This is a genomic window from Salinirubellus litoreus, from assembly GCF_037335815.1.
GTDB lineage: Archaea > Halobacteriota > Halobacteria > Halobacteriales > Haloarculaceae > Salinirubellus > Salinirubellus litoreus.
Genome location: NZ_CP147841.1, coordinates 4,532,826 through 4,546,037, shown reverse-complemented (window position 1 = coordinate 4,546,037; position 13,212 = coordinate 4,532,826). Strand labels below are relative to the sequence as shown.

The following is a 13,212-nucleotide window of genomic DNA, read 5'->3' as shown; positions in this document are numbered from 1 at the left end:
GGGCCGTCGAGAACGGACGTTCGCTCCCGGTCACTCGGGTTCGATGCTCGTCACCGTCCCGACGCCCTTCGAGCGGCCCTCGCGGAAGACGAACCGCTGGCCCTCCTCGACGAGGTAGGGGTGGAACTTGAATCGGACGCGGGTCCGTCCGGTGTCACCGGGGAGGAGCTGTCCGCCCTCGGGGTGGAACGTGGCGGCCTCGCTCACCGTCTCCAGGTGGACGACCGGCTCGTAGCCGTCGCCGATCCGGGTCGGGTGGTTCAGCACCATCACCTCCGCCTCGAACTCCCGGACCGCCCGCGGCTCCGCGTCCCGCGGGAGCAGCGCCATCCCCCGGCGGACGTCGGCTTCTCGCACCCCCTTGAGCGCGATGCCGACGATGCGACCCGCGCGGGCCTCGTCGACGCGATGGTAGTGCATCTCGATCGAGCGGACCTCGACCTCGCGGAACGAGCCGTCGCTCATCGGGCCGAGCAGGAGCTCGTCGCCGGCCTCCACAGTACCTGACTTGACGGTCCCGGAGGCGACCGCCCCGACGCCGGTGACGTTGTACGTTCTATCGACGTACATGGCGAACTCGCCGTCGTCGCCGCCGGTCTTCGGGAGGCGCTCGAACAGCCGGTCGAGGACGGGAAGTCCCTCCATCGTCACCGCGCTCGTCCGCACCATCGGGACGACGGTCCGGTCGATCTCCTCGATGGCCGCCTCGACGCCGTGACGCGCCACCGACAGCGGGGTCCGCTCGGCTCCCCGGAGCAGCCGTTCGACCTCGCGTTCGACCTCCTGAACCCGCTCGTCTCCCACCGCGTCACACTTCGTGACGGCCACGATGGTCGGGAGTTCGGTGGCGAGGAGGATGCCGAGGTGCTCGCGGGTGGTCTTGGTCGGGCCGTCGTCGGCGGCGACCACGAGCAGGCCGTAGTCGAGCTTCTGACCCACCAGCCCGCGGATGGTGGTCCGGAGCCACGGCTCGTGACCCACCGTGTCGACGAACGAGACCAGCCGGTCGGACTCGCGGACGACCTCCGCCCGGTCGGACTTCCGGTCGGGGTTGTCCATTCTCACTGGCCTCCCGCCGGCATCGAACCCGTAGACGCCGTAGGAGAGGTCGGCCGAGAGGCCGCGCTCGACCTCGTGGGGCTGGACGTCGAGGAACGCGCGGGTGCCACCCTGGCCGTCGTCGGCGTGCCCGGTGACGAGCGACCCCACCAGCGTCGACTTCCCGTGGTCGACGTGGCCCGCCGTCCCGACCACGATGTGCTCGTCGTCCGTGTCCAGAACGGTCCCCTCCCGGACGGTGGCGACGCCGACCACGCCCCGGTCGGCCCCGTCGTCGCCGGGCGACACCGCCCAGGTCTGGACGTCGTCGATGTGCGCGCCGGCCTCCTCCGACAGCAGCGAGAGGACGTCCATCGTCTCCGTGAACGCCTCGGGGCCGATCCCCGCGATCCCCCCGTCGTCGGTGACTCCCACCACGTACGTCGCCTCGCCGTCGCCCGACAGCACCCGGTGACGCAGCTGTGCGGCGAGCGATTCCAGCCGACCGTCGGCGAGGTGGACGTCCTTGGTGAGCCGCTCCTTGAACTCGACGCTGCCGCCCTCCTCCTCCCCGCGCTCGATGGCGCGGTCGAGGGCGGCCCGGTCGGAACTCATGTACGGGTGTGACTAACAATCGGTCGGGTAAAAGCGTTCCCGCGAAAGCGAACGTTTGTCACGGGAGGCGGCGGGGCGCGTCGTCGCGGTTCCGACGCCCGACCACCCGCGACTGGACGTGCTCGGGGAACACCGCGGCGACGGCCCCCTCGCCCGCGCGCTCCCGGAGGAGCGCCCGGAGCGCCGTCTCGTAGTCGCCCTTCGCCACCTCGTCGCTCGGCCCCGACTCGACGCGGAGGTGGCGCTCGACGAGCGCGTCGACCGCCCGGCGGCCGAGCCCCGCGAGCGGCGCGAGGTGGTCGACGCTGTGACGATCCTCGACGGACTGGGCGAAGGAGGCCGAGACCGCGGGCGTCCGGTCGTCGCGCCGCGTCCCGTCGGCGACGGCGTCCCACGTCCCCGAAGCGACCCGTTCGACGGCCGCCTCGTGGACCGACTGGATGGCCTCGTTGGGGTAGCCGTCGGAGAGCAGGCGGTCGACGGCCGACTCGGCCACATCGCGCGGCAGGTCGACGGTCTCGTGGTCGAACCCGACGGCGTGGGCGGCCTCGCGGGCGTGCACCGGCGCGTCGGTCACGCCGAACCCGCAGGTGACGAGCGTGACCTCGTAGAACGGTTCGAGGAGGACGGCCGCGAGCGCGGAGTCCTTCCCACCGCTGAACAGCACCGCCACCCTCGGGACGGTCGTCACCGCTCCGACGCTACCGTCGCCGGATGTTGTACCCGTCGTCGTCGGGCTGGAGCTCCTTCAGCAGCGACTTCATCTGCTCCTCGTCGATGCGGTCGCCGAGCCGACCGGACTGGGCGAGCGCGACGACCTGCTGTTCGACTTGCTCGCCGAACTCCGGCTTGGACATCTTCACCGTGTTGAGCCGCTTGCGCGCCCCGTCGGTGAGGTTCTGGCGGAGAACGGCCTGTTTCTGCGCCTCGGCCTGCTCCTGCTGGCGCTGCATCTCCTCCTCGTCGACCTGGCCCTGGCCGCCCCCCTGGGCCTGCTCCTGGAGCTGCTCCATCTTCTTCTGTCGCAGTTCCTCGATGTCTTCCTCGTTTCCGCTCATGGCCCTCCCTTGTGGCGCCCCGTCGAAAACGGTTACGGGTATCGCTGGGCCAGCGGGGCTCGTTACGCGTAGCGCTCCAGGTCGGGTCGGTCGAGCTCCTCCATGACCTCGCCCGCGACGCGGTCGAGCAGCGCGCGCCCCTCGCCGGAGAGCGAGCGGCCGCCGCTCTGGTTCACGACGTAGCCGGCCTCCTCAAGCTGCTGGAGGATCGTCCGGATGACCTTCCCGGAGGCCTCGCTCTTCACGTCGGGGCGGGTCCGGTAGCGGGTCGACCCCTGCTTCGAGTCGCCGTACGCCTCGCGCAGTCGCCCGACTCCGATGGGGCCGTCGACGGCGACCTTCCGGAGGAGGCTGGCCGCACGGATCGACCAGAAGTCCTCCTGTTCGGGCGGGAGTTCCCTCCCGACGCCGGTCTTGGTGTAGGCGGCCCACTCCGGTTCCTCGATCTCGTCGCCGATCTCCGCCGCGACGGCCTCGATGAGGTCGTCCGCGGGGACGTCGAAGAGCGTCGTCATTACCCGCAGCGTACCCTCGGACCGCGTTTAACGCTGTTGGTACGCAGTCGGGCGCGTGGGGGCTGTTCCCGTCCGGCGTCCCGTGAATGCCGGCTGATCGACCCCTGATCGTCACTGGGGGAACACCCTTGGTCGCCCCCGGTCGTCGGGGCGGGGACCCCCGTCAGTCGTCCCCGGTCGTCAGGGCGGGCACCTATCAGTCGTTCTCGCGGGTCTTCCGGTCCGGCGTCGACAGTATCCCGCCGGCCCCGATGGCGGCGGCGGTCCCGCCGCCGACGAGCACCGGGAGCCAGTAGGTGGCCGTCCGGTGGATGACGACGGCGGCGGTGGCCGCGGCGACGGTCACCCCCGTCGTCGGGACGAGCAGGGCGACGAGGACCGCCTCGACGCCGCCGAGACCACCGGGGAGCGGGGTTATCCCCGCGATCGCCCCGATCGGGACGACGACGAGCATCGCGGCGAACGGGGTGGGGTAGCCCAGCGCGTAGAGCGAGAGCCAGAGCGACCCCGAGAGGCAGAGCCACCCGAGCGCGGAGAACCCGAGCGCCATCGCCAGCCGCCGGCGGTCGCCGGTCACCCGTTCGATGGCGTGGAAGAACCGCTCGATGCGCGCCTCGATGACGTGGACGTCGGGCGGGTCCCGGCGCGGGAGCACCCGGCCGAACCAGCGGATGATCGGGGTGAGCAGGCGGACGACCGTCGCCTCGACCCGATAGCGGTTGTTCCAGGCGTAGATCCCGACGAGCGGGATACCGACCGCGAGCCCGGCGACGGCGACGGCCGCGTACTGGAGGCGGCGGCCGAACGCCACCGTCGCCGAGAAGTAGCCGATGCCCACGAGCGCGAGCAGTATCGAGGGCACGAAGTTGAGCGAGTCGACGCTGGCGATGGCCGCCAGGCCGGTCTCGTACTCCGTGTCGGCGGTCCGCGAGATGAACAGCGCCGTGACGGGCTCGCCGCCGGCCTGGCCGAACGGCGTGACGTTGTTGGCGAACGTCGCCGCCGTGAACACCAGGACCGCGACCCGGGCGGGTATCGCCGAACCGAGTATGCCGAGCACCGTCCGGAGCGAGAGCCCCCACGCGGTCATCCAGACGGTGGCGACCGCGAGGACGCCGACGAGGACGACCGGATCGGCCCTCGAGAGCGCGTCGACGACGCGGCCGACGCCGACGAGTCCGACGAGGAGGCCGAGGACGACGAGCGCGGCGGCGAACCCGACGAGCGTCGTCCGCCAGTCGACGTCCATGTCCCGCAAGAGCGCGGGCCGCCGCTTGAAGCCTCCGAACCCACCCCGACTGAACGGGACGGGATCGTGGGGTGCCACCGGAACCCGGGGCACGCACCCGGCGTCCGACCGGCGGGGTAGCGCCGCGGGCGGCCTCGGACGGCGTCGGCGCTCACCCGGTCGTCACGGGTCGTCACGGACGGTTGAAGTGGTCGCCTCCCCACCACCCGGCATGGACGAACGGGCCGCCCTCCGCCTGCTGGGTGACCGGCTCGACCGGGCCGGCGACGACGCGGCGGTCGTCGACGGGACCGTCGTGACGACCGACATGCTCCACGAGACGACCGACTTCCCCGACGGCACTACCCGGTACACCGCCGGCTGGCGGTCGGTCGGTGCCTCCCTCTCGGACGTGGCGGCGATGGGTGCCCGCGCGACGGCCGCGGTGGCCGTCTACGCCGCGCCCTCGTTCGACCCCGACGAGCTCGGGGCGTTCGTCGACGGTACGAGCGAGGTGTGCGAGGTGGTCGGTGCGGAGTACGTCGGGGGGGACCTCGACGGTCACGAGGAGTTCACCGTCGCCACGACGGCGCTCGGCGAGACCGGGAGCCCCGTGCTGCGCTCGGGGGCCGAGCCGGGTGACACCGTCTGCGTGACGGGGACGCTCGGGCGGTCGGCGGCCGCCCTCGAACTCTTTCGGAGTGACGAGACCGAGCGGGCGAACGAGCTGTTCCGGTTCACGCCCCGCGTGGCCGCCGGGGTCGCGCTCGCCCCGGAGGCGACGGCGATGATGGACTCGAGCGACGGCCTCGCCCGATCGCTCCACCAGCTCGCCGAGGCCTCGGACTGCGGGTTCGACGTCGACGCCTCGGCGCTCCCCGTCGACCCCGCCGTACGCGATGTCGCCGACGACGAGCGCGAGGCGCTCCGGCTGGCGACGACGTTCGGCGAGGACTTCGAGCTGGTCTGTACGGTCCCCGCCGACCGCTTGGCGGTCGCGCGCGAGGCGTGCCCGGTCGATCTCACTCGTCTCGGCGTGGCGACCGACGGCGACGTCCGCCTCGACGGCGAGCCACTCGCGGACGAGGGATGGACGCACGGCGACGCGGGGTGAGACCGGCGAAATCCACCGTCACCCGACAGTATCCCCCTCGGAACTCGGAGGGTCCCCGGTACGTGGAGCGACCGCGCGGATTCAACAGGAACGTTTATGATCAATCGGTCGGAAGGGTGGCGTACATGCCCGTCGTCGTACGCGTACACTGAACCCTTCTCCGCCGACCGTAGCGACGACCTCCGACTGCCCCTCGACACACTCACCAGATGCCCATCGACCACCGACACGGCCGACCGACCGCCAATCCCGAGACGCTTCGAACGCCACCGAAACCGCCCGAACCGGACGCCCGGCCCCGGAGGTCCTCCGACCCCCGGACGCCCCGAACGGGAGGAGCGACCCGAACTCGGACGGAGCGAACCACTACCGCCGGAGGCGACTGAGATGAGCACCACCACACCTCCCGACGAGGACGGGACCGGAACCGGGCCGGGGGCGGACCTCGCCGACCGCTCGGACACCGCGGCGACCGGCGGGACCGCCCGTCACGGTACGCCCCGTTCGCCCCGACTCGCTACCGGGACGGGCCACCCCGACCGCTGGGCCGACTCGACCGCCGACGCCTCCGAGCGCACCTCGGCGGCCGCACCGCTCGCGTTCGATCCTACCTGTACCCGACGGCTCCACAACTGCATCGACGAGGCGAACGCCGCGCTCCCCGACGCCCGCTGAGAGCACGCGCTCGTCACCCGCTTCTATCGTGAGGTCGCGTCGGCGGACAGCGCGTCCTCCTCCTCTTTTCCCCCTTCTTCTTCCTCGGTCTCGCCGTCCGCGTCGTCCCCCTCGGCCTCGTCGGGGAGGTCGTCGAGCAGGACGACCGCCTCGCCGTCGATGACACACTCGCCCTCGCCGTCGAACAGCTCCGTCGAGAGCCGGTATCTTCGGTTCCCCAGGTCCTCGACCACCTCGCAGACGGCCGTGACCGTCTCACCGAGTTCGACCGGCGCGAGGTAGGAGAGCTCCTGGGAGAGGAAGATGGTGAGCCCGGGGATGCGCGCGAGCGCCGCGGAGATGACCCCCGATCCGAGGACGCCGTGGGCGATGCGTTCGCCGAACCGGGACCGGGCGGCGAACGCCTCTTCGAGGTGGAGGCGGTTCGTGTCGCCGGTCGCGTCCGCGAACGCCTCGACGTCCGCCTCCGAGACGGTCTTCGTGAACCGGACGACGTCGCCGACGTCGAGGCCGTCGTCGGTCCCGTGTGACTCGAACTCCCACCCCTCCTCCTCGTATGCGGTGCTGCCGCCCGCCGCCCGTCTCCTGGTGCGTTCGGCCCACGCCCGCCGGTCGCGGAGGACGTGCGGGAGGTAGTACGCGACGTCCGAGACCGTGACGATGCCGACGATCCGTCCGTCCTCGACGACCGGGAGCCGCCGGACGTCGCGCTCGCCGAGCACCTCTGCCGCACGTTCGATCGGTTCGTCCGGACCGATCACCACCAGGTCGGCGGACATGAACGCGGTGACCGGCGTGTCGCGGGGGGTGTCCTCGGCGTACAGTCGAACCACGTCCGACTCGGTGACGATCCCCGCTGGCTGGCGGCCGTCACAGATCACGACCGACGTGTGTTCGGACGCGGCGATCCGTTCGGCCACCTCCGCGGCGGTCGCGTCGGTCCCGATAGTCTCGACCGTCTCGGTCATCACGTCCCTGACGGGGAGCGAAACGAGCATCGAGTGGACGGAGGCCGCCCGGGCACATATACCGTCGGACAGAACGGTTGATAGGAACCGTCGGGGGCTTCCCCGGTGGAATCTATCGAAGCCTCTGTCCGACGGTGTAGGCATCTCCCCACGTGGCCTCCCCACGGCTCCCGCGGGGCCTATACCGCTCGGGACCCTGGGGGAGGTATGGGAACTCCCGGCGACCGGGGGACGAGCGGACGCGTCCGGACCGCGCTCGCCCGCCTTCGGACGCTGCTCTCGCCACACCCGCGGCTCGTCGACTGGTCGCTGTTCGCCCTCCTCCTCGTCGTCCTCCTCACCGGCGTCCTCGGGTTCCTCTCGGGACGCCCCGACGAGGCGTGGGTGTTCGCCACCCACGGCGTCGCCGGCATCTCGCTCGTCGCCTTCCTCTACTTCAAGCTCCGCCGGGTCCGCGGCCGGCTCGCGGAGCTGACGGTCACGCGGGCGCTCTCGGTGCTCATGGTCCTCGCCACGGTCGGCGCGCTCGCCACCGGCGTCTGGTGGGTGTTCGGCGGGACGCTCGACCTCGGGCCGTGGGGGCTGTTGAACCTCCACGTCGGGCTCGGCCTCCTCGTCGTCCCGCTGCTCGCCTACCACCTCACCCGGCGGTTCCGTCCCCTCTCGTCTACCGACTTCGAGGGCCGACGCACCGCGCTCCAGTACACGGCCCTCGTCGGCGCGGGCGCGCTCGCCTGGCGGCTCCAGGGGTCGGCCAACCGGCTGCTCGACACCGCCGGGGCGACCCGGCGGTTCACCGGCTCTCGCGAGACCGGCTCGGGTGACGGAAACGCGTTTCCGGTCACCGCGTGGGTGGCCGACGATCCCGACCCAGTCTCGGTATCCGACTGGACGCTCTCCGTTCGAGGGCTGGTCGGGTCGCCGGCCGATCTGGCGTACGCCGCCGTCTCGCCCGCTCACGAGGACCGCGCGCTCGCGGTCCGTACGGACCGCGCTTCCTTCGCGGTCCACGAGGACCGCGCGCTCCTCGACTGCACCTCGGGGTGGTACTCGGAACACGACTGGCAGGGGCTCCGTGTGGGTGACCTGCTCGACGCCGTGGGCGTCCACGAGGACGCCGCGTGGGTGCAGTTCCGGTCGGTGACCGGCTACCGGTGGTCGCTCCCGCTGGCGGAGGCCCGCGACGCGACGCTCGCCACCCACGTCGACGGCGACCGACTCGCACACGGTCACGGGTTCCCGCTCCGACTCGTCGCCCCCGGCCGTCGCGGCTTCCAGTGGGTGAAGTGGGTCGAGGAGGTTCGAGTGACCCGCCGGCGCGACCGCAGCGAGTGGCTGGCCGTCTTCGTCTCCGGCGTCGAGGAGTGAGACACGGATCCCCCGAGCGGACGCGGCGGATCCCCGGGACCGTGCAATCGGCCGGACGCGGCGGTTCGACGGACACCCGACCACGCCGATCGCGGTCGGCGTCGAGCCACTTCGTTACTACGGGTACTGCTGCGTGGGAAAGTGTAAAGACCGGGCGGGGGATGGGTCCGGACAGACATGGACATCGAGGACCAGGTCGCCGAACGACCCGTCTTCGTCACCGGGGCGGACGGGTTCGTCGGCTCGCACCTCGTCGACTGGCTGGTCGACCACGGCGCGGACGTCCACGCGTTCGTCCGGGCGACCTCCAGCGGCGAGCTGAACAACATCGTCCACCGCTCCGGGGAGGTCACGGTCCACCGCGGGGACCTCCGCGACCCTCACTCCGTTCGGCGCGCCCTCTCGGCGCTCCAGCCGTACGACGACACCCTCCTCTTCCACCTCGCGGCACAGGCCCACGTCGGGGAGTCCTGGTCCCGGCCCTACGATACGGTCGACACGAACGTCCTCGGGACGCTCAACCTCCTCCAGGCCGTCGTCGACCTCGATCTGGACGTCGCGAAGTTCGACACCGCCGGGACGAGTGAGGAGTACGGTAACGTCAAGGAGGAGATGATGGACGCCCACGACTTCGAGGACGACGGCCGGGTCCTGCTCTCCGAGCGCTCGCCGGTCAACCCCAAGAGCGTCTACGCCACCTCCAAACTCGCCGCCGACTTCCTCACGATGAACTACCACGACGCCTACGGGCTCCCCGCGGTGACCACGCGGATGTTCAACAACTATGGCCCGCGCCAGAACCCGCGCTACATCACGGGGACCATCATCACCCAGGCTCTGGAGCGGGACGTCGTCGAACTGGGCAACCTCCAGTCCAAGCGGGACATGTGTTACGTCTCCGACGGGGTCCGCGGTCACCTCCACGTCGCGCTCGGCGGCTCCCCCGGCGAGCAGTACGTCTACGGCCACGGCAAGAACATCTCGATGCGCGACTGGGCTGACACCATCCTCGAGGTGGGTGCCGAACACGGTCACTGGGAGCACCCCGAGATCATCCAGGACGAGGACCGCTTCCGCCCCGGCGACTCGGACGTCGAGGAGCTCCTGGTGGGTTACGAGAAGCTCAACGCCGAGACCGGCTGGGAGCCCCGCGTCGACTGGCGCGAGGGCATCCGCCGCACCATCGACTGGTACGCACAGAACCGCGAGGCGTGGTACGGACGGGTCGACTGGCGATGACGGGCGAGAGCACCACCGAGGCCGGTGACGACGGCGAGTGCGGACACGACTACTGGGACGGCCGCACGGTGATGGTCACCGGCGGATCGGGCTTTCTGGGGAGCCACCTCGTCGAGGACCTCCGGTCGCGCGCTCCCGGGGTGGACGTGTTCGTCCCCCGGAGCGACGAGTACGACCTGCGCGACCGTTCCGACATCGACCGGGCGCTCGAGGACTCGGCGGCCGACGTCGTGATCCACCTGGCGGCGACGGTCGGCGGCATCGGTGCCAACCGCGACAATCCGGGGACCTACTTCTACGAGAACGCGATCATGGGCATCGAACTCATCGAGGCCGCCCGCCGGGTCGGCGTCGAGAAGTTCACCACCATCGGGACGATCTGCTCGTACCCCAAGCACACCCCCGTGCCGTTCAGCGAGGAGGACCTCTACGAGGGGTATCCCGAGGAGACGAACGCCCCCTACGGCATCGCGAAGAAGGCGTTGCTCACCCAGTCGCAGGCCTACCGCGACCAGTACGGCTTTAATGGGATCTACCTCATGCCCGTCAACCTCTACGGCCCGCGCGACGACTTCGACCTGGAGACCTCCCACGTCATCCCTGCCATCGTCCGGAAGTGCGTCGAGGCCCGCGAGCGCGGCGACGACTCGATCACCGCCTGGGGGACCGGCGAGCCCACCCGGGAGTTCCTCTACGTGAAGGACGCCGCCGAGGGAATCCTCGACGCGACCGAGCGCTACGACGGGCCCGAGCCCGTCAACCTCGGGAGCGGGATGGAGATCTCCATCCGCGACCTCGTGGAGCTGATCGCGGATCTGACGGGGTTCGAGGGCGAGGTCGAGTGGGACACCTCCAAACCCGACGGCCAGCCCCGCCGACGGCTCGACACCGCCCGCGCGAGGGAGCGCTTCGACTGGGGGGCCTCGACGGAGTTCGAGGAGGGGCTTCGCGAGACCATCGACTGGTACGAGGCGAACCGCGAGCGCATCGTCGGGTCGGGATCGACGCCCGAGCCGTGACCGGCTCCGACCCCGGTGATCGGACCGAACGCGACGTCCGCGGCGACCACGACGAACGAGACGGCCCGCGCGTCGTCGCGCTCGCGGTCGACGGGATGGAACCCTCGTTACTCGACCGGTGGATCGACGCCGGCGAACTCCCCGAACTCCGGTCGCTCCGCGAGGACGGCGCGTACGGGACCGCCCACTGTTCGTCGCTCTCCTCGGCCAACCAGTGGACGACCCACTTCACGGGCGTCACCCCGGAGACCCACGGCGTCACCGGGTTCCTGAAGGGGGACCGGAAGCGGCGGGCGGGCGAGCCCGCACCCGACGCCCGCGAACTGATCAACGTCTCCGACATCCGGGTGAAGACCTACCCCGAACTGCTCGCCGAGTCCGGGGTCCGGGTCGGGCTGATCAACCCGCTCCCGCTGTGGCCGCCGCTGGAACTCGACGGCGGCTTCTGTGTCTCCGGGATGCTCACCCCTCCGGCGACCGATCGGCGGGTGTACCCCCCCGAACTGGCCGGGGAACTCGACGAACTCGGCTACCGTATCGACGTCCGCTACGGCGACCGCCCCTACGGGTTCGTCGACGACGACCTCTTCGGGGAGGTCACCCTCGAGACCCTCCACGAGGACATGTTCGACGTGCTCGACGCACGCATCCGGTTCACGAAGCACGCGGTGCGCGAACACGACCTCGACTACCTCTACAGCCTGCTCAAGTCGATCGACGTCGTCCAGCACTGCTTCTGGGCGCACATGGTCGCCGACGACCCCACCTACGGCGACGCGATCCTCGAGTCCTACCGGCGGGTCGACGACCTCGTGGGGTGGATCCGGGCGGAGACCGACGCGGACCTGCTCGTCTTCTCCGACCACGGCTTCGGCCCGCGACAGGGCGACCCGCCCGAGGGGGTCCACCGGCTGGCGCGGGCCGTCTCCGAGCGGGTCCCGCTCCCGCTCGCGGCCAAGCGCGCGTACGACGCCGTGCTGCGCTCGCCGATCGAGGCGGGTGCGGACGGCGTCTCCGTCGAGTCGACGACGGGGACGCACTCGAACCCGGCGGTCTGGGCGCTCGCCGGCCCGGACGTCCGGGCCGGTCAGCCGTCGAGCGTCGACTTCGAGGACCTCCCGCCGACGATACTGTCGCTCCTCGACGAACCCGTCCCGGCGACCTACGTCGGGACCGCCGTGGACGCGGTCCCGACTCCCCGTATCGAGGAGCGACCGCTCGACGTGCGGCGCGACACGCGGGTCGAGGACAGCGAGGTCGTCTCCGAGCGCCTCCACAACCTCGGCTACGCCGAGATGGTCGACGAGGACTGACCCGATCCCGGTCCGGTCGGTCGACCACGGCGGACGCCGGACGGGCCTACCGGAGCAGCGAGTCGAGCACGATGCCGTCGACGTAGCCGCGGAGCCGGTAGAGCGGCCCCGGATCGCGGTCGAGCAGCGCCCCGACGAGGTGGCACACCTGTCCCGGGGAAAACCCCAGGACGATCAGACGAACGACGGACAGCCAGAACGGGACGATAGCGTTCTTCCGGCGGAAGAGCACGTAGTTCCGGGCGAACCAGTACTCTCCTCGAGATCCGCACGGGTCATCCCCGTCCGCGAGCCACCCGCCCGCGCCTCGAAGTGGTGGACGAGCGCACCGGGGTGGTAGAGGAGTCGGTGTCCCTCACGGGTCAGACGCGCCATCACGTCGGTCTCCTCGAACTTCGCCGGTCCCCGATCGTACGCGAGATCGAACCCCCCGATCGACACCAGGGTCTCGCGCCTGAACGCCATGTTCGCCCCGCCGAGTCGATCCGTCTCGACGGGAGCGGGGGGGATCCAGTCCTTCACTCGGCTGGTCGTCCCGCCGTAGCCGTCGACGTGGTTCTGGTTCTCGGGGTGATGAACGATCTCCCGGAGCGGTTCGAGGTCCTCGTCGACGCTGATCGCCGGACCGCCGACGGCCGCCATCCCGGGGTTCTCCTCGAACCCCTGGAGGATGCTCTCGAACCACTCCGGTTCGCAGACCACGTCGTCGTCGAGGAAGCAGACGATGTCCGACTCCGAACAGTCGATCACGGTGTTCCTCGCCCCGGGCATGCTGGCCGGACCGCTCCGGGGGAGGTATCGGAGGGTGGTCCCCCGCCGCTCGAACGCCGAGGCCCGGTCCTCGACCGCCTCGCGCGTCGGGCCCGCGTGACTGTCGTCGACGACCACGATCTCGTCCGGGAAGTACGTCTGGTCCAGGAGGCTCTCCAGGAGCCGCGCCATGTACTGCGGCCGCCCGTACGTCACGATGCCGACCGTCGCGGTCGGTCGTTCCTCAGACATGGTCGCCGTCCCCGTCGCTGCCGTCGTCCCCGATCGACCCCCGACGGGTCGAACGGGGTC

Annotated in this window: 13 protein-coding genes; 6 read left to right on the top strand and 7 right to left on the bottom strand. The window is 70.9% G+C overall.

What is annotated here, in order from left to right:
- Nucleotides 1–30: 30 nt before the first annotated feature.
- From WDJ58_RS22600 to WDJ58_RS22580, 5 genes are all read right to left on the bottom strand, one after another.
- Complete coding sequence (locus tag WDJ58_RS22600; RefSeq protein WP_338915577.1) at nt 31–1,653, bottom strand: GTPBP1 family GTP-binding protein; 1,623 nt, start codon at nt 1,651–1,653, stop codon at nt 31–33.
- A gap of 58 nt (nt 1,654–1,711) precedes the next feature.
- Complete coding sequence (locus tag WDJ58_RS22595) at nt 1,712–2,344, bottom strand: DUF7411 family protein (RefSeq protein WP_338915576.1); 633 nt, start codon at nt 2,342–2,344, stop codon at nt 1,712–1,714.
- Nucleotides 2,345–2,354: 10 nt separating this feature from the next.
- Nucleotides 2,355–2,711, bottom strand: coding sequence for a DNA-binding protein (locus tag WDJ58_RS22590; RefSeq protein WP_338915575.1), 357 nt, complete (start codon nt 2,709–2,711; stop codon nt 2,355–2,357).
- 62 nt (nt 2,712–2,773) lie between these two features.
- The gene (locus tag WDJ58_RS22585) at nt 2,774–3,226 is read right to left on the bottom strand and encodes a 30S ribosomal protein S19e (RefSeq protein WP_338915574.1); all 453 of its coding nucleotides are present in this window, start codon (nt 3,224–3,226) and stop codon (nt 2,774–2,776) included.
- 196 nt (nt 3,227–3,422) lie between these two features.
- Nucleotides 3,423–4,475 (bottom strand): lysylphosphatidylglycerol synthase transmembrane domain-containing protein, encoded by a 1,053-nt coding sequence (locus tag WDJ58_RS22580; protein ID WP_338915573.1) that lies wholly within the window; start codon nt 4,473–4,475, stop codon nt 3,423–3,425.
- Nucleotides 4,476–4,686: 211 nt separating this feature from the next.
- On the opposite strand from WDJ58_RS22580, the gene thiL reads away from it, so the two are divergent.
- Nucleotides 4,687–5,568: a thiamine-phosphate kinase gene (gene thiL / locus WDJ58_RS22575; RefSeq protein WP_338915572.1), complete on the top strand. Its 882-nt coding sequence runs from the start codon at nt 4,687–4,689 to the stop codon at nt 5,566–5,568.
- Nucleotides 5,569–5,955: 387 nt separating this feature from the next.
- Entirely contained in the window at nt 5,956–6,243 is a 288-nt protein-coding gene (locus WDJ58_RS22570; RefSeq protein WP_338915571.1) for a hypothetical protein, read from the top strand.
- Nucleotides 6,244–6,266: 23 nt separating this feature from the next.
- On the opposite strand, the gene WDJ58_RS22565 is transcribed toward WDJ58_RS22570, so the two are convergent.
- Nucleotides 6,267–7,241, bottom strand: a complete 975-nt coding sequence (locus WDJ58_RS22565; RefSeq protein WP_338915570.1) for a CBS domain-containing protein — start codon at nt 7,239–7,241, stop codon at nt 6,267–6,269.
- A gap of 177 nt (nt 7,242–7,418) precedes the next feature.
- On the opposite strand from WDJ58_RS22565, the gene WDJ58_RS22560 reads away from it, so the two are divergent.
- From WDJ58_RS22560 to WDJ58_RS22545, 4 genes are all read left to right on the top strand, one after another.
- Entirely contained in the window at nt 7,419–8,579 is a 1,161-nt protein-coding gene (locus WDJ58_RS22560) for a molybdopterin-dependent oxidoreductase (protein ID WP_338915569.1), read from the top strand.
- Between the two features lie 177 nt (nt 8,580–8,756).
- Nucleotides 8,757–9,818 (top strand): GDP-mannose 4,6-dehydratase, encoded by a 1,062-nt coding sequence (locus WDJ58_RS22555; protein ID WP_338915568.1) that lies wholly within the window; start codon nt 8,757–8,759, stop codon nt 9,816–9,818.
- Nucleotides 9,815–10,837 carry a GDP-L-fucose synthase family protein gene (locus tag WDJ58_RS22550; protein ID WP_338915567.1) on the top strand — a complete coding sequence of 341 codons (1,023 nt, stop codon included), beginning with the start codon at nt 9,815–9,817 and terminating at the stop codon, nt 10,835–10,837. The genes WDJ58_RS22555 and WDJ58_RS22550 overlap by 4 nt, the downstream gene beginning before the upstream one ends.
- On the top strand, nt 10,834–12,150 hold the full coding sequence (locus tag WDJ58_RS22545; RefSeq protein WP_338915566.1) for an alkaline phosphatase family protein: 1,317 nt from the start codon (nt 10,834–10,836) through the stop codon (nt 12,148–12,150). Before WDJ58_RS22550 ends, WDJ58_RS22545 begins: the two co-directional genes overlap by 4 nt.
- Before the next feature lie 174 nt (nt 12,151–12,324).
- Here the strand turns inward: WDJ58_RS22545 and WDJ58_RS22540 are convergent, their stop codons facing one another.
- The gene (locus WDJ58_RS22540) at nt 12,325–13,152 is read right to left on the bottom strand and encodes a glycosyltransferase family 2 protein (RefSeq protein ID WP_338915565.1); all 828 of its coding nucleotides are present in this window, start codon (nt 13,150–13,152) and stop codon (nt 12,325–12,327) included.
- Between the last annotated feature and the right edge of the window lie 60 nt (nt 13,153–13,212).